The organism is Streptomyces sp. NPDC021224, assembly GCF_044332905.1.
Taxonomy (GTDB): Bacteria; Actinomycetota; Actinomycetes; order Streptomycetales; family Streptomycetaceae; genus Actinacidiphila.
In genome coordinates this window covers 1-19,666 of sequence record NZ_JBIRPW010000031.1, presented here as the reverse complement: position 1 = coordinate 19,666, position 19,666 = coordinate 1, and the positions used below count along the sequence as shown (strand labels likewise).

General features: G+C 69.1%; 17 protein-coding genes and 1 pseudogene. 4 read left to right on the top strand and 14 right to left on the bottom strand.

The features are described 5' to 3' along the window. Window positions 1-432: 432 nt before the first annotated feature. From ACH4PY_RS36825 to ACH4PY_RS36770, 12 genes are all read right to left on the bottom strand, one after another. A complete protein-coding gene (locus tag ACH4PY_RS36825) occupies window positions 433-1,386 on the bottom strand; it encodes a hypothetical protein (RefSeq protein WP_398192884.1) in 954 nt (317 codons plus the stop codon). After that, window positions 1,364-2,611, bottom strand: a complete 1,248-nt coding sequence (locus ACH4PY_RS36820) for an MFS transporter (protein ID WP_398192883.1) — start codon at window positions 2,609-2,611, stop codon at window positions 1,364-1,366. Before ACH4PY_RS36820 ends, ACH4PY_RS36825 begins: the two co-directional genes overlap by 23 nt. 4 nt (window positions 2,612-2,615) lie before the next feature. Continuing rightward, window positions 2,616-4,193: an acetyl-CoA carboxylase biotin carboxylase subunit family protein gene (locus tag ACH4PY_RS36815; RefSeq protein WP_398192882.1), complete on the bottom strand. Its 1,578-nt coding sequence runs from the start codon at window positions 4,191-4,193 to the stop codon at window positions 2,616-2,618. 50 nt (window positions 4,194-4,243) lie between these two features. Continuing rightward, window positions 4,244-5,458, bottom strand: a complete 1,215-nt coding sequence (locus ACH4PY_RS36810) for an argininosuccinate synthase-related protein (protein WP_398192881.1) — start codon at window positions 5,456-5,458, stop codon at window positions 4,244-4,246. A gap of 11 nt (window positions 5,459-5,469) precedes the next feature. Then, entirely contained in the window at window positions 5,470-6,678 is a 1,209-nt protein-coding gene (locus tag ACH4PY_RS36805; protein ID WP_398192880.1) for a hypothetical protein, read from the bottom strand. Between the two features lie 9 nt (window positions 6,679-6,687). After that, the gene (locus tag ACH4PY_RS36800; RefSeq protein ID WP_398192879.1) at window positions 6,688-8,061 is read right to left on the bottom strand and encodes a radical SAM protein; all 1,374 of its coding nucleotides are present in this window, start codon (window positions 8,059-8,061) and stop codon (window positions 6,688-6,690) included. A gap of 529 nt (window positions 8,062-8,590) precedes the next feature. Further along, complete coding sequence (gene tkt / locus ACH4PY_RS36795; RefSeq protein WP_398192878.1) at window positions 8,591-10,651, bottom strand: transketolase; 2,061 nt, start codon at window positions 10,649-10,651, stop codon at window positions 8,591-8,593. A 129-nt stretch (window positions 10,652-10,780) separates the two neighbouring features. Then, window positions 10,781-11,500 carry a hypothetical protein gene (locus tag ACH4PY_RS36790; protein ID WP_398192877.1) on the bottom strand — a complete coding sequence of 240 codons (720 nt, stop codon included), beginning with the start codon at window positions 11,498-11,500 and terminating at the stop codon, window positions 10,781-10,783. 32 nt (window positions 11,501-11,532) lie between these two features. Next, window positions 11,533-12,465 (bottom strand): hypothetical protein, encoded by a 933-nt coding sequence (locus ACH4PY_RS36785; RefSeq protein ID WP_398192876.1) that lies wholly within the window; start codon window positions 12,463-12,465, stop codon window positions 11,533-11,535. 239 nt (window positions 12,466-12,704) lie between these two features. Continuing rightward, complete coding sequence (locus tag ACH4PY_RS36780) at window positions 12,705-13,403, bottom strand: dTMP kinase (protein WP_398192875.1); 699 nt, start codon at window positions 13,401-13,403, stop codon at window positions 12,705-12,707. A 72-nt stretch (window positions 13,404-13,475) separates the two neighbouring features. Then, window positions 13,476-13,982 (bottom strand): NUDIX domain-containing protein, encoded by a 507-nt coding sequence (locus ACH4PY_RS36775; protein ID WP_398192874.1) that lies wholly within the window; start codon window positions 13,980-13,982, stop codon window positions 13,476-13,478. Continuing rightward, window positions 13,982-14,776, bottom strand: a complete 795-nt coding sequence (locus tag ACH4PY_RS36770) for an LLM class flavin-dependent oxidoreductase (RefSeq protein ID WP_398192873.1) — start codon at window positions 14,774-14,776, stop codon at window positions 13,982-13,984. The genes ACH4PY_RS36775 and ACH4PY_RS36770 overlap by 1 nt, the downstream gene beginning before the upstream one ends. Window positions 14,777-14,910: 134 nt before the next feature. On the opposite strand from ACH4PY_RS36770, the gene ACH4PY_RS36765 reads away from it, so the two are divergent. From ACH4PY_RS36765 to ACH4PY_RS36755, 3 genes and pseudogenes are all read left to right on the top strand, one after another. Further along, window positions 14,911-15,573, top strand: coding sequence for an HAD family hydrolase (locus ACH4PY_RS36765; RefSeq protein WP_398192872.1), 663 nt, complete (start codon window positions 14,911-14,913; stop codon window positions 15,571-15,573). After that, on the top strand, window positions 15,570-16,910 hold the full coding sequence (locus tag ACH4PY_RS36760; protein WP_398192871.1) for a phosphotransferase family protein: 1,341 nt from the start codon (window positions 15,570-15,572) through the stop codon (window positions 16,908-16,910). The genes ACH4PY_RS36765 and ACH4PY_RS36760 overlap by 4 nt, the downstream gene beginning before the upstream one ends. 123 nt (window positions 16,911-17,033) lie before the next feature. Further along, window positions 17,034-17,165: pseudogene (locus ACH4PY_RS36755) on the top strand (LLM class flavin-dependent oxidoreductase); the annotation flags it as partial. Window positions 17,166-17,312: 147 nt separating this feature from the next. Here the strand turns inward: ACH4PY_RS36755 and ACH4PY_RS36750 are convergent. Beyond that, window positions 17,313-18,578 (bottom strand): MFS transporter, encoded by a 1,266-nt coding sequence (locus ACH4PY_RS36750; RefSeq protein ID WP_398192870.1) that lies wholly within the window; start codon window positions 18,576-18,578, stop codon window positions 17,313-17,315. After that, window positions 18,575-18,946 (bottom strand): methylated-DNA--[protein]-cysteine S-methyltransferase, encoded by a 372-nt coding sequence (locus ACH4PY_RS36745; RefSeq protein ID WP_398192869.1) that lies wholly within the window; start codon window positions 18,944-18,946, stop codon window positions 18,575-18,577. The genes ACH4PY_RS36750 and ACH4PY_RS36745 overlap by 4 nt, the downstream gene beginning before the upstream one ends. Before the next feature lie 20 nt (window positions 18,947-18,966). Here ACH4PY_RS36745 and ACH4PY_RS36740 point away from each other — a divergent pair, with 20 nt between their 5' ends. Beyond that, the gene (locus tag ACH4PY_RS36740; RefSeq protein ID WP_398192868.1) at window positions 18,967-19,380 is read left to right on the top strand and encodes a LamG-like jellyroll fold domain-containing protein; all 414 of its coding nucleotides are present in this window, start codon (window positions 18,967-18,969) and stop codon (window positions 19,378-19,380) included. The last annotated feature ends 286 nt before the right edge of the window (window positions 19,381-19,666 follow it).

The window sequence follows — 19,666 nt, the reverse complement described above, 5'->3', positions numbered from 1 at the left end:
GCCTCCGCTACCACGCGCGCAACGCCACCCGACCTCTGGCCACCCTCGGCATCACATGATCAAACCGGACAGACTCAATGAACGACGCCGCCCTGCGTTGGCGGCTCGGCGAGAGCCGCAAGGTCGCCTTCATTCTTCTTCCACGATCGTCGGTCGCCCCGCGCGTATGACGCGGGGCGTACCGGACGAGGTGGTCCGGCCGGTTCAGGCCGCGTCAGCGTCTGCCATCGCTGTCCGAGACCCGCGGGCGTCCTGACGACCGCTCAAGGATGGCCCGCCCGTCGCCGGGCGGGAACAGTCAAATGACTCAACGTCCTGGCGGTGGTGCCATGTCGGCGTCGGCCACCCCCGCAGCCGCGCTCACGCAGCCGCGGCGTCACCGGCTCGGCCTCCGGCCGTTCGACGGGACCGACCGGCGGAGAGCCGGGCGGGTCATCGGCCGGGGATGAGAATGCGCCTCGGGGCGGGGAGCCGGCCGACGGAGGCCACCTCGTCCGCCGCGGAGATCACGTACGGCTGGAGGGCGACCGAATCCGCGGCCTGAGGCCATGTCAGGTGGGCGCCCCGATGGCGTCCCCAGGACAGCACGACCGAAGGATCGGCGAGGGCGCGCAGGCTGACGAAACGGTCCGCGAACTCCCCCCAGAGCCGATCGTCGAGGATCTCCGACGGGATCGGCGCGAAGCCGAACCTGGATTTGAAGATGCACAGGCCGGTTTGCACAACATGGCCGAAGAGCGCCGGGTCATTGCCGAGGGAGGCGAAACGCAAACCGCTGTCCCTGGCGAATTGCAGCGCCTCGGCGTACAGAGCCCGGACGGCCCGGATCGAACCGTCGTCGGCGGATGCCGAAAAGCGCAATTGCAGCAGCGACTGCTCCTCCCGTATCCACCAGATGGCGCCCGCCGTCATGGCGGATCCGGAGAAAGCACCGACCGTCACCAGTTCGGAGCGGGAGTCCAGGAGGCGGTCCGTCCAGCGGCGGGCGAAGTTCCTCCCGCGGGGCATACGGGCGATCTGCCCCTCGTAGAGGTCCATGAACTCGTCCAGGAAGGCCTCTGACAAACCGGTGCGAACCTCGAGGCGCAGGCCCCGGTCGGCTGCAAACCGTCGGGCGCGGCGCACCTCGCTGCGCTCACCTCGGGACAGTCCCAGAAGGTATTCCTCTTCCGAACCCCCCACCGAGGCAACCCAGTTGATCCACTCGGGGCGGGCGACGAAGCCCAGCCGCTCGAGCGTGGCGTCGTCCAGCTTCGCGGAGTCCGCCAGGCGGATGACGTCGATCGCAGGCGAGAGCTTCCGCAGCGACTGCGGCAGCCGGCCGTCCTCCGCCTCGTCGCGATCGACCAGGGCGATGACGAGGTCATCCTTCTCCAAGAGCTCCACGGTCCTCCTTCCCCAAACGTCCAGCCGAGGCAATGTACAAGCTCCACACGGCGATTGCCGCCCCCCACATGCACAGGCCGGGGAGCCAGAAGCGGAATCCGGAGAGCCGGCTGGAGCCGGCGTACAAGAGCCCGGACAGCGTGGTGGAACCGGTGATGAACATGCGGATGGTCGCATTGACGCGACCGGCGAGTTCGACGGGAATGGAGTTCTGGCGGTAGGTGATGGACAGAACGTTGCTGGCTCCTACGGCCAGGCACAGCGCGGTGTAGCCGACGATGCCCACCACCAGCCACGGGGTGGCGATCAGCCCGAGCGTGCCGAACCCTATGACCTGGAGCACGAGGATGCGGCTCTCGGCACGCCGGCCGGCAAGGAAGGACGGCGCAAAGCGGCTGCCGACCGCGCCCACCAGGAGCCCGACCGCCAGGACGACCGAGATCGCCCTGGCACCCAGGTCCTTGTCCGTGAACTGCGTGATCAGTGCCGTCTCCAACTCGCCGATGGCCAGGTTGACCACCGACATCGTCACCACGAGCCATAGGAGTTCGGGCTTGACCAGCCAGCGGAACCCGAGGGCGAGGTCGGCACGCAACCGGGTCCGCTTGCCTTCGGGCGGAAGCCTGGGCAGCAGCATGGCCAGGAGGCCGGCTCCGAAGTACAGCGCGGCGATACCGAAGGAGGCCACCACGGGACCCCGGGACGAGAAGAGGACGCCGCCCAGCAGCAGACCGATGACCTTGGAGAACTCCACGGCGGAGCTGAGTCTCGCGGTCGCCGCGGGGCGGCGGGCGCGACTGACCAGCGAGGGAATCAGCACGAACTGACCGGTGATCGTCGACGCGACGGCGCCGAACCCGGAGAACAGCAGCAGTACCGACAGCGGGACGGGGTGGGACAGCAGCACGGCGATCAAGGCCAGGCTCAGCGCCTGCTGCACCTGGGCGAAGACGAACACCGTCCGCCGGTCGAAGCGGTCGATGAGCGCGCCGAGGAGCGGCGAGGCCACGTAGGCCATGCCGCGCAGCGCGATGGACAGCAGTGACATCACCACCGAGCCGGTCCTGTCCAGGACGGCCAGCGGAATGACGAGGCCGAGCTGCCAGTCGGCCACCTTCGACATCATCGAGGAGGCGGTCAGGGCGCGCAGCGCGCGCTTCTCCCCCGGCCCTGGCGGAGCGTCGGCATCCGTGACCTGTGGGGCGGGCCCGGAACGGAGACTCATGACCTCACCGTCGCCAGTACTCGCGCTTGACCGCTTCGATCCGCTGCATCAGCGTCTCGGCGTCCGGGGCTCCTACGACGTAGGAATCGAGGAAGTCGGTGGAGTGCCGCACGCCGCCCTCGCCGTCGCCTGCGCCGCGCTGGTGGATGTGCTCCAGGACGAAGTCCCCGACGGAACTCTCCTCCGGTATGCCGCGGCGGTCGCCGCCTCCGGGGTAGAAGGCGATGAATCCGCACGCTCCGCCGCTGCGCGGGGTGCCGGTGTCCGGCAGCGTGAAGTCGAGGCCGGACTGGAGGCGGATGTCGGCCTCGACGATGTTGAACCCGTAGTGCCCCTCGATCACCGGGGGGATAATCCCACCGGGTGGGCGGCCGGCGATCTCGCAGAACACCAACTCGTCGTCCGGCGTGTGGAAGAGTTCGAGATGCGTGGTGCCCGACTCCATGCCGAGCGCCGCGAGGACCCGCTCGTTGAGCTGCCGGATCCGCGTCGGCAGTGCGCCCTCCGTGACGAGCACCGTGCCGAAGAAGCCGCCGGGGGCGTAGGCGGCCGGGTTGGCGAGGTAGCGGCCGACGCTGGAGAAGACGATACGGCCGTCGCGCACGACGGAGTCGCAGTGGTAGATCCCTCCCTCCACGAACTCCTCGATCTCGTAGCGCGACCCGCTCAGGTCGAGGGTGTCGCACACGCGCAGAGCGGCCTCGCGGGAGTCGACGACATGGACGTCCCGTGCGGCGAGTTCGCCCCGGTTCTTGATGACCTTGCGGCCGGTGCCCCAGTCCACGGAGTCCAGGTCCGCCGGGTCGTCGAGCGTCGTGAACGCCGGTACGCGCGCGGCGCCCGCCTCGGCCACCGCCTGCTTCATACGGACCTTGTCGCGGAAGAGCAGCGCCGTGTCGTACTGCATGCCGGGCAGCCCGAACTTGGTGCGCAGTTCGGCGGCAGGCAGGACGGCCCGCTCATGGACGGCCACGACCCGTGCGACGGGCCGGTTGGCAACCCACCACTCGCAGATGGCCTGCCACTGGTCCTCGTCGTCGATGTCGCAGACGGCGACGTGCGACAGCGGGTTCGCGGTCAGGCCTCTGACGCCGCCCCAGGCGGCGTTGCGGGTGACGAGATGGACGTCGACTTCCGCCGAGGGAAGGATGTTCCGTCCGCCGCGGCTGAAGAAAGTGTACGGATGGTGGCTGATCAGCAGCACTCCGGGCCGGGCGCTCCGGCCGGGTACGGCATCGTGCGGCACGGTGTCCCGGGGGGATCCGTCCCACGCGGCCTCGGCGGCCTCGCGGAGGCCGCCGAGGAGCGCGGTGGGCGCGTCGGGCAGCTGCAGGATCCGGTGTGCCACCGCGGCCGCTGCGGCGCCGCGCTCCGTCACGGAGACGACGTACGAGGGTCGCAGCGGGCCGAGGACCTCCGCGACGAAGGAGGGGAACTGCTCGTCGGTGAAGTCCACCGTGTAGAGACTCGCCATGTCATCGACCAGATCCTCGGCTGCAGCGCCCGGCTGTTGGACGAAGATCGGCCGCAGGCCGGAGGCGGTCGCCGCGCGCGCCACTTCCTCGCTCGCATCGATGACCACGAGACTACGGCCGGCACCATCCCAGTCGTGGTTGTGCATAGTGCTTCCTGTCAGTAGTCGAGTTCTGTACGCACACCGGCGTGCGGCGCGAACTCGGCACGTATCGATTGCTGTTCCCACTCCTCGCGGTCGCGCGCGTAGAGCGGGTTCTCCGCGGTCATGGAAACCGTCTCGGTGCGACCGCCGTCGAGCTTCCAGCGGACCCGGCCGGTGACCGGGCCCGAGCAGGAGGACACAAACGCCTGGCACGCTTCGCGCAGCGGGCCGAACCACCTGCCTTCCAGGGCCTCCTTGACCCACAACTGCTCGATGTGCAGCTTCTCGCGCATCACTTCGGCGTCGAGCACCGCGGTCTCCAGGTGGCGGTGGGACCGCAGGAGCAGCCAGGCCGCGGGCATCTCCCTGACCTCCAGGACCTTGACCCCGCCGGCCAGGTGCTCAAGGCCCGAGTAGCGGCCCAGCCCGTGGGCGCCCACCCGCCGGTTCAGCCGGTGCACGATGTCCTTCAGCGGCAGGGGCTCCCCGTCAAGCGAGACCGGCGCACCACCGGAGAAGCCGATCTCGACGACCTCGGCCGGGGGCGGGACCGCGGGCCGGGCGGTCCATGCGTAGTAGGTCTCGGGTACCTCGTGATCCTCCGGGTCGTCGAGGGCGCCGGACTCGAACTCGCGGCACCACAAGTTCACGTCGCCGCTCACCGAGCGTTCTGCCAGCTCATCGAGTCCGATGGCCCGGAGTTCCTTGATCTTGACCTGCCGGTCCACTGGTTCGCGATCGTACGGGCTCCCGAAGCAGCCCGGAAAGCCGAGGAGTTGCAGAGCCCCGTTGAACCGGCGCAGCGTGTTCTGCGACCGGTTCGCGGAGTGCAGGACGGTGGTGGCCCCCACCTCTCGCGCCACCCGCACCGCGGTGTGCGCGATGATCGGCCGGCTGAGCGAGGAACTGACCGGATGCGTGTCCAGGTAGACCGCGTGCGCGGCGATGGCGTGCCGTACGTATCTGTCGGCGAACTCGTCCTGCTGGTCGATCCCGTGGAAATGCACGCCGAGCCTGGCCGCGATGCGCTCCTTGTGCGGGTCCCCTGCCTGGTCTCCGCCGAGGTCGACACTGAGCGCGTGCACGTCGGTCGCACCGGCCTGCACCAGGCGGTACAGCAGGTAGGTGCTGTCGAGGCCGCCGCTGAACAGGCTGAGGACGGGCTGCCGCAGGTCGACCAGCCCGTTGCGTATGTCGTCGAAGGACCGCACGGTCCGACGGCTTGCCATCAACTCGCTCGTCATCGTGGTGCCAGTGCGGTGAGTTCGCGGAGCCAGGACAGTTTGGACAGGTGATTCTCCTCGAAGTCTGTTCCCGACTCCGCGAGGAAGCGGGCGACGGCCTCCTTGAGCATGCGGAGTTCCGCTTCGACGGCCGAGGAGTCGACGCCCAGCGCGCTGCGGGTACGCAGATACTCCACCTCGCACTGCTGCAGCAGGCCGTCGGGGTGGCCGTCTGCCTCGCAGCGGTCGAACAGGACACAGTAGACGTGGCCGGTCCGCATCGATTCGATGTTGATGTCATAGCGGACCCGGGTGAACGGCGGCAGCGGAACGGCGGCGACACCGAAGGTGTCGGCGATGTAGTCCTCGAAGCTTCCGGGTACGTCCACGTCCTTGAATATCTCCTCGCGCCGGACGAGCGCGTCCTGCGCGAACCACTTGCGGCGCACCAAGTGGGTCCGTCCGCGGATCGGGAGGAAGGAGACGTATCCGCGTTCCTCGGGCGGCCCTGGGACCTCGTACAGGTGGTTGCGGAACTCGCATATCTCGTAGCCGTTGCCGAACTCAAGCCGGAAGCGGCCGAACCGCCCCTCGTGGATGAGGCGATGCAGCCCCATGGACAGGCGCCAGATGTCCACCGGGGGCCGCATGGTGAGCTTGTACTCGATCTCGGTATTGGGGAAGTGTTTCTCGTAGGCCCACACGCTGTTGTTGAGCGGCAGGAACAGAGCGCGGTGACGGCGCAGCGCCTCGGCCGCGTGCGCCAGTTCCGCCGGGCCGCCGCCGGGGGGCTCGTCCTCCTCGCCGGTGAGGAGGAAGAGCCCGTCGGCAGCGGAGAACTCCACCCTGCTGAACGTCCGCAGTCCGCCGGCTCCCCGGTTGCCGTCCGCGCCGGGGCCGGACAGGGTGAGGAAGAGCGGGACGGCAGGCCCCCCACCCTGTGACAGCGGGCTGGCCAGAGGTTCTGTCACCGAGAACCCGTCAAAGACGGCGTCGCCCGCGGACCAGGCCGGTCCTTCCTCGTCGCTGCCGTCCCCGGTCAGCAGGTGTGGCGTGGCCGCGTCCACGAGTGCCCAGGGGAACCGGGACGTGTGGTCGCGGGCGAGGTCTCCCGCCGGAACGTCGATGTACGCCAGTGTCCCCCTCAGCTCCCAGCTCACAGAGCCGTCGAGAAGGCCGGCGGGGCCGAACCAGAGCCGGGCCGCCTGCTGTCGTTCAGTGGTCAAGCCGATCCCCTATACCTGGGTGGAAATGACGGGAAGCAGCTTCCGTCCGGCGGAGCGGATCTCCTCCACTCCCACGCTTAGGACCTCGTCGGGGCTGCCGCCGACCAGCCGGAACTCGTACTCCGCGTCGTGGCTCTGCGCGGGGACGTGCTCGATGACCTCGGACTCCCAGTCATCCTCGCCGTCGAGGAACGCGAGGACCTTGTCGACCATGGAGTTGTAGTTTCCGGCGACACAGGTGTTGCAGCTGAGTTTCGCCGGCCGTCCGAGGCCGTCGCCCACGCCGTGGTCGATGATCTGCAGCACCTTCGACATGGTGGATTCCTCGGAAAGTTTCCCGATGTACGACTCCTCCCGGAATGAGGCATCCATGGTGGCAAGCCAGCAGGCCGAGAAGTCGTTCTGTACGCCGAAGAATATCCGATGCCGGCTGTTGTGGCAGCCGTTCAGGGTCTCGATCGAGGCGACATAGTTTTTGTCGAACGCCGTGTACGTCTGGCGGCGGACGAGCCGGGGAACGACCGCGGCGAAGTCCGGCGCATGCATGGCCTCCACCGCGGCGAGGTCCGCGACCACTTGCTCCTTTTCGGCGGTGGAGAAGCCGCCCGCCACCTTCCCGAACGTCTCCTGCCCGTAGACCACGAAGTCGCAACCCATGCCGCGGGCCATCTCGGCGAAAGGGATGATTTCGCGGAAATTGGCCTTCTGGATGACAAAATGGAGACCGATCAGCGGTCCGCTGCCGCGCGCCGTCCGCTCACCCACCAGGGTGCGGATCGACTCCATCCGCTCCTCGAAGTCGTCCACCGCATGGGTGGCCCGGTAGGTGTCCTTGGAAGCGGCGTCAACACTGACCCGCACAAGGGACGTTCCTTCCAGAAGCGCACTGCGGATGGAACTCTTGTTGAGTTTGCGGCCCGCCGTGTAGACGCGGACAGCCAGTCCCTGCCTGGCCGTTCCCAGGATCAGGTCCTCGATCCTGGGGAGGTTCAGCGGCTCTCCCGGGCCGGCCATGCTCACCATACGGAACGTCTCGGGGTAGCGCTCACGCAGCTCGGCGATGCGCGTCAGGGAGAGATCGATGTCCAGCCGCTGGTTCATGCCCTCCTGCTCACGCGTGGCCATGGTGAAGCACATCGGGCACGCGTCGGTGCAGGAGTTGGTCGTGTCGAGATAGAGGATGAAGAGCGACTTCCCCTTGGCCTTGGCGAGCCCGTCGAAATACCAGCGCGGATTCAGGTCCATGAGGAAGAAGTTGGCGGCGGTGCAAGGAACCGTGATCGAGCTGCCGTCGCTGCCCCGGGTCAACTTGACCTCGTGATACCGGTGAATCCACTCCTGTGGCATAAATGGGGCGTCGCGACGCGGCTGGGCAAGACTCATTCGTGTGGCCTCCAATGTCCTCCTGGACGTTTGTCGAAATAAGATAGATGGCTGAGATGGAGCGCGCCAGAAGATTCTCTGCGCGTTCTGGCTTGAATCAGACCCTTGACAGGCCGGAGCAATTACCGTGCGTGCACGATCTCCGCTCACCGGCACGCCGGAGCGAGCCCCGGTGACCATGCCACTTGTCGGTCGGCAAAGACCGATCGAGCCCGGCGTGGGATGAACGGCTGGCAGGTGACCCGCGCAGGCCAGCGACGATGCCACGGTGCGCGGAAGGTGACTCGACAGGCCACGCGGCGCGGACCCGTTCCGCTTGAACGAGCGCGTGGTTCGCGTCGGGTTCGGACCGTCACCACGGAAAAAGGCTGGGTCAGAGCGCCCCGGTGGTCGGGACGGCGGCGTCCGCGGTCCGGCGGAGGCACATTCCCGACACGCCGAAGCTCCGGTGATTCCGGGCGACATGGCCGCCACGGATCAGCCGGGGCGGCGATGCGTTCGGAACCCTTCTGTCCGGTACCGGCCGCGCTCAGGCGGTCGTGGCCGCCAGGGACTCACGGGCCGCGGCGGCCACCGCGTCGGCGGTGAGGCCGAACTCACGGAACAGTGTGGTTGCAGAAGCTGACGCTCCGTAGTGCTCCAGGGACACAATCCGCCCACCGGAGCCCACATACCGGTGCCAGGTAAGGCCGACGCCTGCTTCCACTGCCACCCGGGCTTTCACCAGTGGCGCCAGAACACTGTCGCGATAGTCCGCGTCCTGTTCCTCGAACCATTCGACGGAAGGCATGGAGACGACCCGGGTGGGAATACCCTCCGACTGCAACTGCTGACGTGCAGCCACGGCCAGTTGGAGTTCTGAGCCGGTGCCGATCAGCAGCACTCGCGGAGGACCGCCCTCCGCCTCGGCGAACACATACCCCCCCTTTGCCGCGTCCTCGTTCGGCTCGTAGGTGGGCACCCCCTGCCGGGTCAGCGCCAGGCCGTGGGGCGCGGGCCTGTCGCTGTGCCGTCGCAGGATCTCGCGCCAGGCGATCGCCGTCTCGTTGGCGTCAGCCGGGCGGACGATGTTCAGCCCCGGGATGGCCCGCAGCGAGGCCAGGTGCTCCACCGGCTGATGCGTGGGGCCGTCCTCACCCAGTCCGATGGAGTCGTGGGTCCACACATAGGTGACCGGCAGCTTCATGAGGGCGGCCAGGCGGACCGCGTGACGCATGTAGTCGGAGAAGACGAGGAACGTTCCGCCGTAGATGCGGCTGCCTCCGTGCAGCGAAATGCCGTTCATGGCCGCGCCCATGGCGTGCTCGCGGATGCCGAAGTGCACGGTGCGGCCGTACGGGTCCGCCGTCGGCAGCGAGTTGCCCGCCGGCAGGAAGGACGAGGACGGGTCGATGGTGGTGTTGTTGGACGGCGCCAGGTCGGCCGATCCGCCCCACAGCTCGGGCAGCACCGGTCCGAGGGCCTGGAGCACCTTGCCCGACGCGGCGCGGGTCGCCACGCTCCCGCCGGCCGGGAACACGGGTACCTTCTCCTGCCAGCCGGCCGGAAGGCCCCCGGCCGAGATACGGTCGAACTCGGCCGCCCGTGCCCCGTTGGCGTCCCGCCACGCCTGGAATCTCTCGTCCCATGCGGCGTGTGCCGCTCGGCCCCGGTCGAGGACCCTGCGGGCGTGGCCGATGACCTCGTCGGCGACGTCGAAGTGCTTGCCGGGGTCGAAGCCCAGCACCTGCTTGGTGGCTGCGACCTCGTCCTCGCCCAGCGCCGTGCCGTGCGCACCGGCCGTGTTCTGCGCGTTGGGAGCGGGCCAGCCGATGATGGAGCGGGCGGCGACCAGCGACGGCCGCTTCGTCTCGGCCCGGGCAGCCGACAGCGCGGCGAACAGGCCCCGGGGGTCCAGGTCCCCGTTGGGCAGGGGGTCGACACGCTGCACGTGCCACCCGTACGCCTCGTAGACGGCAAGAGTGTCCTCGGAGCGCGCGGCCTGGGTGTCGCCCTCAATGGTGATGTGGTTGTCGTCCCAGAGCATCACCAGATTTCCGAGCCTCTGGTGCGCGGCGAGGGACGAGGCCTCCGCGGCGATGCCCTCCTCGAGGCAGCCGTCGCCGGTGACCACCCATACGGTGTGGTCGAACGGCGACGTTCCCGGCTCGGCGGCCGGGTCGAACAAGCCGCGCTCGTAGCGCCCGGCCATCGCCATGCCCACGGCGGTGGCGATGCCCTGTCCGAGCGGGCCGGTCGTGGTCTCCACACCGACGGTGTGCCCGAACTCGGGGTGACCCGGCGTCCTGCTGCCCCACGTGCGAAGAGACGTGAGGTCATCCAGCTCCAGGCCGTAGCCCGAGTAGTAGAGCTGGATGTACAGCGCCACACTGGCGTGGCCGGCGGACAGCACGAAGCGGTCCCGGCCGGCCCAGCCGGGGTCGGAGGGGTCATGCCGGATCAGCTTCTGGAAGAGGAGATACACCGCGGGCGCCAGGCTCATGGCAGTGCCCGGGTGACCGTTGCCCACCTTCTGCACGGCATCCATGGCCAGGACACGCGCGGTGTCCACGGCACGCTGGTCCAGCGGTGTCCATTCGAGATCGTTCACGGCAGATTCCGCATACACCTGGGCTTCAGGGCTCCTGTTCGTGGGTGGGCGTCGCGACGTCGGTCAGTGGCTCGCGCGGATTCTATCGTGGCAGGTTGAGCCCCCAACTCTGCCGCCAGGAACGGTCGTTCAGCGCCTGGAGCAGACCGCCGCAGCGGTGACGAGTCGCCGGCCGGAGGACGGGCCCGGCCCCCAGGTGCGCCAGATCCGCCACTGCGCCGCATCGAGCAGGGTGCGTACGTCCGCCATCCGGCCGGGCTTGTCGACATCGTCGATGACGATGATGCCGCCGGGAGCCAGGCACTCGGCTGCGGCCGCGGCGCACTCCACCCGTGCCCGGCCGTCCACCTGGATCAGGTCGTACTCCTCGCCGTCCTGCCGCACCTGGTTCACGTACGTGCCGTACAGCCGCAATTTCTCGGCGCGCTGCGGCGACCGCGGTACGGGCACGTCCCTGACGTCCTCGTCCTCCGGCACGTGACGCAGGTCGACGTTGCCGAGCCCCAGGCGGCCGATCTCCGCCGCCACCCGCCCGGCCCACTCCGGGTCGTGCTCGACGGTGACGACGCTCACCGCGCGCTGCGCGTAGTAGAGGGTCGATCCCCCGGCACCCCATTCGAAGACCCGCCGCGGCCGCCGGGCCAGCCAGGTATCCAGTTCGGCGATGAGCGCGAAGTTCAGCCACGGCAGACGCTGCGAGACCGGGTCCTGGTGGCGCTGGTTGGTGCGCACCCACTCCCGCAGGTCCGCCGAGATGCCGCTGCCGCGCCACGCGACGTACTCCACCACCGCCATCGGCTGCACCGGCAGGTCCTTCCACGCACGCCGGACGTCCTTGCGCAGGCTCATCGCCTCTCCCCTTTGTTCCTGTCGTGTCGTTGTCACGTCGCGGCGCACGAGCGCGCGAGCAGGAACCAGTTGTCTCCGTCCGGCGCGGTGCGCTGCCCGCTCCGGGCGAGGAGGGCTCCTACCGACGTGTCGAGTTCGGCGCACACCCGCGCCAGGTCCAGGCGGGTACTGGACGCCGCACCCGCTTCGGCTAGGACCGCGCAGAGGGTCGCCTCCAGCCGGCCCAGCAGGTCCGCGTAGCCGTCCTCGCCGAGGTCCTCGCGCAGGCGGGCCAGCGTCTGTGTGGTGAGGACGGCGTGTTCGAGGGGCAGCAGCTCGTCGCAGAGCTGACACAACTCGCTCGGGGAGAAGCAGCGGCCACCCTGCTGACCGGGGCCGAGGGGACGCCAGCTCCTGATCGTGGCCTCCCGGACAAGCTGCCTCGCCCGATCCAGCGCATGCCCGGTGACCTCCGCGAAGCACCGCTCGTATGCGTCGGCCTCGCCGGTCACCGTGGTCAGGCCGTGGCGTCCGAGGACGTCGAGCAGGCGGGCCTCGACGTCGAGCGGATCCTCGCCTACCGGACACCAGTCCAGCGCCCAGAACAGGACGGTCAGCACATGGATGCCGCGCGGGCCGCCGTCGCCGTCGAGGAACGACGCATGCTCCAGGTCGATCAGGGTGTACTCCCCCGGCCCCTGCGCGGGGCAGAGGTTGCGCGGGGCGAAGCCGCGCCAGCTGACCCCGGCCGCGAGCAGGCTGTCGAGCAGACCGGTCACGGTGTCGAAGGGCGGGAGCAGCCGCGAATCCTCCGCCAGGGTCCGGCCGAGGTCCGGCAGCACCAGGGCCGCCCGTTCACCGTCGATCGGGACCAGTTCGGGCACCGGCACGGTGAACGGTGTGTCGTAACGGCGAAGGCGTTCGTCCGTCCGCGACGCCTGCCGCCGTTCGGCAGCGGCCGCCTGGGAGGTGAGGATCTTCGCCACGTGCGGTGCACCGTCCACGGTGAACCAGCGGAAGCGGTCGCGGACGTCGACGAGTTCGCGGTTTCGACGGAACCCGACGGCGGCGTCACCTCGCCGCCACGCCGCGCGAGTGGCGGCACCGAGCCGACTGCCGGTCGCCGCCGTGCCCTGAGGCCCGAGATCACCCACCATGCGCCAGAAGGCGCTGCGAGAGGTGGTGCCGGAGGGACCCGCAGTGGCTATGAGGTCGCCCGAGGCGGTCACCGGGCGCGGGCCGACTCGTCGACGTGCGACCAGATCTCGGCCGCCAGATCCTCGGTGCTGCGCTCCGCCTTGAGCAGCACGCAGCGGCGGCCGAACGGCGACGGGCTCTTGTCGGCGTCGATGAGGCTCCTCATTGCCGCCTGCACTTCCAACTGGAATTCGACATACCGCTGTTCGAGGAATTTCGCAGGGTACAGACCGGCCTTGTACGCACTGTAGGTGACCGGCTCGCCGCGGTACGTAGCGAGATTGAGGCCCGCCTCCCGGAATCCCACCTTCCCGCCTTTGCGGCGCAGAGCCGTCTCCGGGGAGATTTCGAGGACGAAGGTCAGTGAGGGGGGCAGAACGCGGCGGCTCATTACCTCCAGTTCGTGCCTGTCGGCGCCACGGACAATCTCGTTCGCAAGGAAGGTGAGGAGGAACTTGTCATAGATCGTCGCCTCCCGCTCCCCCAGTCGCGGATTCACCACCCACTCCTGACGGGTGAGCACCTTGGCCATGACGGCGTAGCGGCTGCCGACATCCGGAACCTCCGCCGCGCCGTCCAGGTCCTCGAGCATCTCCTCGACAATGTCGAACCGGAACAGCGGCCTGATGGCTGCCCCCATCCCCGCGCTGCCCAGCCGCTCGGAGAGCAGACGGCACTGCGTACTCTTCCCGGATCCGTCCAGGCCCTCGAAGGCGACGACGGGCACGCCAAAGGCGTCAGGAACGGCTGTGACTTCAGTCGGCGCAGTCAATGCGGAATTCCCTTTCTCAGAACAGCGTCACGTCGGGTCATGGCGCAGCAGCAGGTCGGCGAGCCCCGGCGGGCAGAGCGTCAGGCTGCCTCCGGGGGCGAAGTGGGTGACGGGATACCAGCCGACGGGCATGTGCAGGCCGTCGTCGACCAGCGTCAGGTCCTCGCTGCCGTGCAGGCCGGGGTCGTGGAAGGTGGCCTCGAAGGCGTGGACGATCTCGTGGCCGGGCTGGCCCTCGTGCAGGAACCGGTCCTCGAACACGCCCAGGGGGGCGCCCACCGTCGCCGGTTGGCCCAGTTCCTCGTGGAGTTCGCGGGCCAGCGCCTCACGGAGCAGTTCGCCGAAGTGCACCCCGCCGCCGGGCGGCCGGTGCAGCACGGCGTTCGAGACGCCGTCGCGGAACGTCGAGGTGAGCAGCCGCTTGCGGGCGTCCAGGAACACCCCGATAACCACCACCCGGGGGACGTTGGCGGTCCGCGCCTTGCGCCAGAGGTCCGTTGCGATACGGGGAATGCCCGTGCCCTGCTCCGTCATCACAGCACCGCCTTGGCAAGGTCCTCGACCGCCCGGTGGCTGCGCTCCTCGTCCAGCAGGAACATCACCGTCTCCGCACCGGCCTGTGCGTACTCCGCCACCAGGCCTCGCATGCGAGCCCGCGGCACCGAGGCCGCGAAGACCTGCACGGACTTCTCCAGCGGGCGAGTCCTGCCGGCCTCGACGGCGACGCCGTCGACGGTCCGGGCCACGGAGGCGAACACGCCGGGTTCGGCCTCCTCCAGGTTCCACCCGTCGGCGACCCTGGCGGCCACCTGCATCATGGCCTCGCCCCGGCCCCCGATGACCAGCGGTGGCACGTCGATCCCCAGGGGGCCGAGCGACGCCTTGACCAGGCCGAGCGCATCGTCGTCGACGGTCTCCCCGCGCCACAGTGCACGCAGGGCCACGGCGCATCGCTCGACCCTTCGCACACGTTCGGCGTACGGCGGGAACGGCAGGCCCAGCGCCACGTGGTCGTGCCGGGCGAGTTGGGGTGAACCGGCACCGAGGCCGACCTCCACCCGGCCGCCGCTGGCCGCCTGGGCCACGGCAAGCTGCCCGGCGAGCAGAAGCGGGGAACGGAGCGATACATTCACCACCCATAGTGCCAGTTGTGCCCGCGAGGTATTGGCGGCCATTGCCGTCAGGAGTGACGGTGCATCCCACGCCGCCCGGCCCTCCGGCGCCGCCGAAACGTGGTCGAAGCAGCCGACGACATCGAATCCGCTTTCGTCCGCAGCGCGCCACGAATCACGTAACTGACTGTAGGACCAGCCCCATTGGCCTGGCATGACCCCTACCCGCACGCCACCCCCCCTTCATCTCGACGGCAGTTGAGACTACAGTAGCCACCTCTCCGACGGAATGCGCTCTTTCCGTCTCGGGCCTTTCAGTCAAGTCTTACGCGGGGATTGGGTAGGTGCGTGTGCGTCACATCGTGTGGGATTGGAACGGTACGTTACTCGTCGACCAGCCGGTGGTTCTCGAAGGGGTCAACCAGGCGCTCATCGCCGTCGGCGGGCATCGGATAAGCATGGATGTATACCGGCGTGTCCCGAAACGGCCGGTCAAACCGTTTTACGAGCGGCTCGCCGGCAGAGCGCTGAGCGACGATGAATGGCACACCATTGACGAGACCTATCACGTCGCCTACGCCGAGCACGTGGCCGAGGCACCGCTCGCACCGGACGCCGTGAGTGTCATGAAGGCGGCCGCAGACGCCGGGCTCGGCCAATCGCTGCTGTCGATGTGGCCGCATGACGACCTCGTCCCGCTGGTCGACTCGCTGGGGCTGACGAAGTGGTTCGGCCGCGTCGACGGTCACCGCGGCACATGCGGGGGCGAGAAGGCCGAGCATCTCATCGAGCATGTGACTGCGCTCAAAGAGGAGACCGGGCTGCCGGCCGGAGACCTGCTGGTCGTCGGCGACACCGTCGACGACGCGATCGCCGCGCGGGAGGCGGGAACCGCATGCGTGCTGCTGGTCAGCGACACCTATGACCGGGACCTGCTGGAGGAGGTGGGCGTCCCCGTGGTCGACTCCCTGACCGAGGCGCTGGCCGTGGCGCTGGAGGGCAGCGCCATATGAATCCCCCGAACCCCCTCACGGGCCTGCACGCCGCTCTGTCCGACGGCACGCCGGACCGGCTCCTGCCCTGGTACACCGACGGGACGGTGCTCGAATCCCATCTCTTCGGCAAGCGATACCGGACCGTGGGAGCCGGAGCACTCGCCGCCGTCTGGCCCGCCGTGTCGGAGGGCGCCGGCGAGATCACCTCCTGGTCCGTGGTCCAGGAGAAGGGCGGCGCCGAGATCGACGTGCAGCGCGCCCGGCCCGGCGGCGATGCGGCAGCCGTACGGCAGCGCCACGCCCTTCACCTGGACGGTGCGGGACGCATCGTGCGGCACACGGTTTATGCCGCGCGGGCACGTGGAACCGGCGTCATCCCCGCCATCGAGGACATCGGGCTCGCGGGCGGCGAAGCGGAGGAGTGGGCGACCGGCGGCTGGTCCGGCTCGCGCCTCTACCAGGCCCACCTGGCCGGCGGAGAGCCGGTGGTCGTCAAACACCTCTCGCCGACGCGGGACTGGATGATGCGGGCCACCGACGACCCCGGGCGGGAAGCGCTGCTCTTCGCGGAGGGCGTCTACCAGCGGGTGCCGGCGACTCTGCGGTCCACGCCGATCGCGGTCCGGGAGGTACCGGACGGGTGGGTCGTCGTCATGCGGGACGTCAGCGCGGCCCACGCGGCCATGGCCGGGAGCGGATCGTCCGGAGCGGCGCTCGCGCTCACTGCCCTCCACGACCTGCACCGGACGTTCCGCGGCAAGCCGGTCGGCGACTACCTGTGCTCGATCGAGGACAGGCTGACCCTCCTCTCGCCCATGCGTTCGCTGATCGAGGGCGGTAGACGGGAGATCCTGCCCAGCACCATCACCCCCATGTGGGAGACATGGACCGAGCACGGCGACCCCGATCTGGTCGAGGCCGTGCTCCGGCTCGCCCGCAAGCCTGAACCGTTGCTCAAGGCCATCGCGGAGGCCGGGGAGTTCACCCTGCTCCACGGCGACTACCAGCCGTCGAACCTCGCGCTGGACGACGAGGGCGTCATCGCGCTCGACTGGAGCCTCGCCTGCTACGGGCCGCCGGAGGTGGACTTCGTCTGGTTCCTGTCCAACACGGCCTGGGGCGACGACGACGAGCGGGACCACCTGGTGGCCCAGTGGACCGGGCTGACCGGAGTCCCCGCTCAGAGCAGGGCTCTGGACCTGGCGACGGTCTTCCACGCCGTCATGGGCGAGCTGGCGTTCCTGACCACGGAGCGGATCATCCAGCCGGAGGGCTTCGCCGTCCCTTCGGCGGCAACGGTCGGCTGGTGGGCCCGCCGGGTCCGCACCGCCCTCGACCGCACAGGGTTGGCTTGACCCTTGAGGCTCCGGCACGGAACCCTTCTGCGCCACCCTTCAACCGGTGTTGCAAAAGGGGGCTCGTGGGTGAAGAGCGCATCCGGCACCCGACCATCCCGCATCGAAAGGACGCATGGTGCCATGTCACATGCCACCGCCCGCTTCGACATCATGACCGCCCCGATGCACGTCGACCACCAGGACCTCCTCCGCGTCCGGCGCGAGGCGGACGCGATCCCGGAAATCGAACACGCCTGGCTGTTCGATCACCTCAGAGAATCGAGCCTCCACCGAACCCGGAACGGTTCAGGGTCGTTCACGAATCCAAGTGTGAACGGTTGACGAGATCCCGTCCGATCATTCCAATCGGGCGGGATCTCGTCGTTCCGACGGGTGCTTCGCGCTGGGAGTATGCAGCTCTCAGCTCCTGGCAGGGGCAGAGGGCGCTTCTCCGGGTCCGGCCTTCTTCGGTGTCGGCTCGGGAGCGGAGGGCCGGTCTGTGGAAGACAGCAACAGATACAGCCCGGGTAGTCCCGCCAGGGTGGTCATGAACAGTACGGACACGCCGAGCCCGCCGTGCACCAGCAGTGGGGCGGCGACCGCTGCGCCCAGTGGAGAGGTGCCCTGCATCAGGGTCCGCAGCGCGGCGAAGGACCGGCCGTGCAGCTCAGGCGGGATGCGGCGCATCCGCAGGGACTGTGCCCATACGGTCATCGGTGCGCTCAGAAAACCCACCACGAAGAACGCGGCCCCGACGACCATGGGCTGGGGAGCCCCGAGCACGGCCAGGATGGCAAGGGCCGCTCCCGACTGGAACAGTCCGATCCGCCGTACCGACGCCCTGCCCACCCGGCCGCTGCCAGCCAGGGCGGCTCCGCCGAACTCCCCGGCTGCTACCGCCGCGATCAGTACCCCGAGCCAGGGAGCGCCACCAGGCAGCTCGCTCTTCGCCAGCCACGGCCCGACGACCAGCAGCAGCATTCCCTCGGCGATGTTGAACAGCATGAAGGCGGCTGTGGTGGCCACGATCGCCCGGTCCTGGGCTACCACCTTCAGCGACCGCCGCCCGGTCGGTGTCTCCACATCGGTGGCCCGGCACGGCAGCAGCGGGCGCCGTACCGTCGCAACCGCGCCCGCGAAGACCAGGTAGGTGGCGGCATCGATGAGAAGCACGTTCGGCACGCCGATCACACCTACGAGGACACCGGCCGAGGCCGGGCCCACGACGGCGGCCACGCTGAAGCTGAACACCTCCAGGGCGTTCGCCGTGCCCAGGTCCGGCTCATCGACGAGTTGGGGGATCGTGGCGGGAAAACCGGCCAGCGGCACCATCTTGAGCAGGCCATGGACAGCGGCCACCATGAACGGCAACGCCGTCGGTACGTCCCCGACGGCGGCTGCCAGGGGCACGGTGGTCACGCAAGCCGCGCGGAACAAGCTGTCGCAGATCAGCAGAATCCGTTTGTCCAGCATGTCGAGGAGGGGCCCGACAGCCAGGCCTCCCAGAACGACAGGGGCGGTGAAGCACACTCCCAGCAAGCCGAGCCGACCGATGCCGCCCTGATCGATGACCAGCCACGACAGGGCCAGGAACGTCATCCCGTCCCCGATCAGTGACACGGTCGCGCCCAGCCACAGCCGGCCGAAGCCGCCCCCGCCCGACCTCAGAACCCGCGCATACGTCATCGGGCATCGTGCCCAATCCCGGCGGCGGCGGCCGGTGTGGGCAGGGAGAGGACCCGCCCACCGTTTTCGTGCGCCAGCAGCCACCGCTTGACGTCCAGCCCGTAGTAGTAGCCGCCCAGGCTTCCGTCCGAGCGGCGGACGCGGTGGCAGGGGACCACCAAGGGCACCAGGTTGTACGCACAGGCCGCGCCGGCAGCCCGGGCGGCGCGCGGGCTGCCCGCGCGGCCTGCGAGTTCCCGGTAGCCGAGTGTCGTACCGGGCCTGATCCGACGCATCTCCCGCCACGCCGCCAGCCGGAAGTCACTGCCGAACTGCACGACGGGAAGGGCGTCGATGGCCTCCACCGTGCCGTCGAAGTATGCCGTCACCGCCGACGTGTAAGGCTCGGGTGAGTCACAGCCACGTCGGCTCAGCCGGCTTTCCCGCCACGGCGGCGGCAACTCTTCCAGGAGAGTCGCCGGTTCCCGACACCACCAACCCCACCCTCATCCGCTCCAAATCCACCGACAACCCCGCCATCCCCGCCCCCGCGGCCAACACCTGGACCCACCTCACCGGCGTCTACGACACCACCACCGACCCCGACCACCCCACCATCCGCCTCTACGTCAACGGCACACTCGCCAGCACCACCGCCTACCCCAACACCCCCTGGGACGCCCGCAACAGCCTCAGCATCGGCCGCGCCCTCACCAACGGCGCCTTCACCGACCTCATCACCGGCTCCGTAGCCGACGCCCGCCACTACGACCGACCCCTCACCGACCAGCAGGCCTACAGCCTCTACCGCGACGCAACCTGACCATGTAGTAACCGGCCTGCCTCCGCAGACAAGACCCGTCCGCGGAGGCAGGCCCCGCGGGGACCAGGACCGCACGAGATGAGGTAGACCTCATCGGCGTCGGGGCACGCGCCGACCGGGAGGAATCCGTGAACGACGCAGTCCCGAGCCCGCCCTCAAGATCGTTTTCATCCAGCGCCGATCCAGCAACCGCAGGGCGGCGTCGTTCAGTCGGTCTGACCGGCTTGATGGCGACTCATGTAGGTGGGGTGGCGGTGGCCTCTGCGGATGGGGCCGGAACGGAGGC

Coding starts and splice junctions, on each gene's coding strand:
- ACH4PY_RS36820 (WP_398192883.1), bottom strand. CDS start 2,611: ATGAGTCTCCGTTCCGGGCCCGCCCCACAGGTCACGGATGCCGACGCT.
- ACH4PY_RS36810 (WP_398192881.1), bottom strand. CDS start 5,458: ATGGCAAGCCGTCGGACCGTGCGGTCCTTCGACGACATACGCAACGGG.
- ACH4PY_RS36800 (WP_398192879.1), bottom strand. CDS start 8,061: ATGAGTCTTGCCCAGCCGCGTCGCGACGCCCCATTTATGCCACAGGAG.
- ACH4PY_RS36790 (WP_398192877.1), bottom strand. CDS start 11,500: ATGAGCCTGCGCAAGGACGTCCGGCGTGCGTGGAAGGACCTGCCGGTG.
- ACH4PY_RS36775 (WP_398192874.1), bottom strand. CDS start 13,982: ATGACGGAGCAGGGCACGGGCATTCCCCGTATCGCAACGGACCTCTGG.
- ACH4PY_RS36770 (WP_398192873.1), bottom strand. CDS start 14,776: ATGCCAGGCCAATGGGGCTGGTCCTACAGTCAGTTACGTGATTCGTGG.
- ACH4PY_RS36760 (WP_398192871.1), top strand. CDS start 15,570: ATGAATCCCCCGAACCCCCTCACGGGCCTGCACGCCGCTCTGTCCGAC.
- ACH4PY_RS36750 (WP_398192870.1), bottom strand. CDS start 18,578: ATGACGTATGCGCGGGTTCTGAGGTCGGGCGGGGGCGGCTTCGGCCGG.